Origin of the sequence: Protofrankia sp. Cj3, from assembly GCF_917627355.1 — a bacterium.
GTDB lineage: Bacteria > Actinomycetota > Actinomycetes > Frankiales > Frankiaceae > Protofrankia.
This window is the reverse complement of sequence record NZ_CAKJTR010000020.1, coordinates 41,133-42,935: the sequence shown is the minus strand read 5'-3', so window position 1 is coordinate 42,935 and position 1,803 is coordinate 41,133. Positions and strand designations below refer to the sequence as shown.

General features: G+C 70.0%; 2 protein-coding genes and 1 pseudogene. 2 read left to right on the top strand and 1 reads right to left on the bottom strand.

Annotated elements, in window-relative coordinates; genetic code table 11:
• A pseudogene (locus tag MJ783_RS04695) lies at positions 1-204 on the bottom strand (hypothetical protein); the annotation flags it as partial.
• Between the two features lie 896 nt (positions 205-1,100).
• Between MJ783_RS04695 and MJ783_RS04690 the strand changes: the two are divergent.
• Together MJ783_RS04690 and MJ783_RS04685 are read left to right on the top strand one after the other, a co-directional pair.
• Positions 1,101-1,496 (top strand): DUF3618 domain-containing protein, encoded by a 396-nt coding sequence (locus MJ783_RS04690; protein WP_239308684.1) that lies wholly within the window; start codon positions 1,101-1,103, stop codon positions 1,494-1,496.
• Positions 1,497-1,552: 56 nt separating this feature from the next.
• A partial coding sequence (locus tag MJ783_RS04685) for a phosphoglycerate mutase family protein (RefSeq protein WP_239308683.1) occupies positions 1,553-1,803 on the top strand: 251 nt, incomplete at its 3' end.

Sequence of the window (1,803 nt, the reverse complement as noted above, 5' to 3'; positions counted from 1 at the left end):
GTCCGTCAGATTCAGGGCCGGCTTGTCGATCGGCTGAGGGAGCGCGGTTCCGCGTAGTCCCTTGGACGCCCCGGAGTCATCCAAGATGGTGACTGCTGATTCGCTGCCCGAGGAACAGCCGGCAGCGACGAATACGAGCGCGGCCAGCGGCACGGTGGCGAGCAGCCGGCGTCGACGGCGCGCGAAATGGAAAGATAGTGGCATAACTCCTCGTACTGAGCGGAAGCCGTACGAACATCGGGAATGACCGGGACGGCGGGCCGGCCCGCGTGGGCGCCTGCGGCCGCGGACAACGGGCAATACCCGCAATACCTGGGCATCCGGCGCACCAGGGAGGACCGGAAGTTTGCGGCGTGGCCCATGTTGAGGAGCCCGTGCGGGCCGGCCTGGGTCCCGAGCGCCGCCGCGTATCCCACCGGGCCGTCGAGCCAAGGGCGCCAGCCCGCGGCCCGCCAGCCAGCGACGATCACGATCAGGCCGATCATGGCAAAGAAGCTCGGTACGAGGCCTGGTCCCGGTCCGGCCGACGGCAGACCGGCCGACGGCAGACCGGCCGACGGCAGATGAGCAGGCATCGCCAGCGCGACGGATGGGACGGCGAGCCGGGCCCCCTGCCCGAGCGGTCCGCGCCAAGCCGCCTTCACCGTGGACAGAGCCGGGCGAACAGCGCACCGGGGCCGCTCCTCGCCCGGACACGGTCGGCAGTTCACCCAACCAGGGTAGACAACCGGTGCGTGGGCCGTGCTCTCCGCCAGTCTCCGCCAGTCTCCGGCTGCCTCCAGCGAGGCTGGTGAGCTGTGCCGCTCCACCGCCGTTTCGCCTCGCGCCTGGGTGCCCGTTCTGGCACGATCCTCGGCAGCGCCGCGGGCCAGCCGTCGCCCCGCTCCGCGATTCACCGGTTTCCGGTGATCGTGCCGCGGACGGCCACTGGTTCCCCGGCGTCGGTCCGGCCGTTCGTGGCCGTCACGGTGTTTTCACACGGTGGACGGGTATTTTCGGGTGGTCCAGTGTTGCCAGATATGCGAGTCTCCCGAGGTGCCCAGGCCAACGGGGCCAAAGATCAGGTAGGCAGTCATCGCGCGGAGGAAAGGGCGACATCGGTGCCGCAGGACCCGGCTGCCATCCAGCAGCAGATCGAGAATACCCGCGCCGAGCTGGCGGTGACTCTAGACGCGATTGCCGAGCTCGTGAGTCCCAGAAGGATTGCCGAACGGACCGGTGAGCAGATCAGGGGCCGGGTGGCTGAACTCCGCCAAAAAGTGATCTCCGGCACATTCGCCGGGCCTGATGCGATTACCGCGGGCTTTGACGGGGGTGGCGAGAAGACTTTCGCCGTTGATGAGGCGCGAGACGGCCAGGTTCTGGCGGGCGGCACCGGATCGCCTTTTGTCCTGCGACGCACCGTCCGCTGGGATCGCGTGATCATAACGGGGAGTGTCCTGCTGCTGGTTGTCGGCGCCGGCCGCCGTCGGCGCCGGCGGCGGCGAGCCTGGTGACGTCCACGCGCGTCGTGTGATCTCCCGATGTCCGGAGGCGATGTGCGGGAGGGTCGGTGTCTGTTCCATCAGGCCGGCTTGTGTTGATCCGCCATGGCGAGACCGCCTGGAGCCGGTCCGGCCAGCACACCGGGGTGACGGACGTGCCGCTTACCCCGGACGGGGAGAAGCAGGCCGTCCGCCTCGCCGGCAGGCTCGCGCTCTGGTCCTTCCTGCTGGTCGCGGCGAGCCCGAAGCGGCGTGCCCTGCGGACGGCCGAACTCGCCGGCCTCACCCGCGTGGCTGGCCCGGCCGGCCGTGCCGGCGC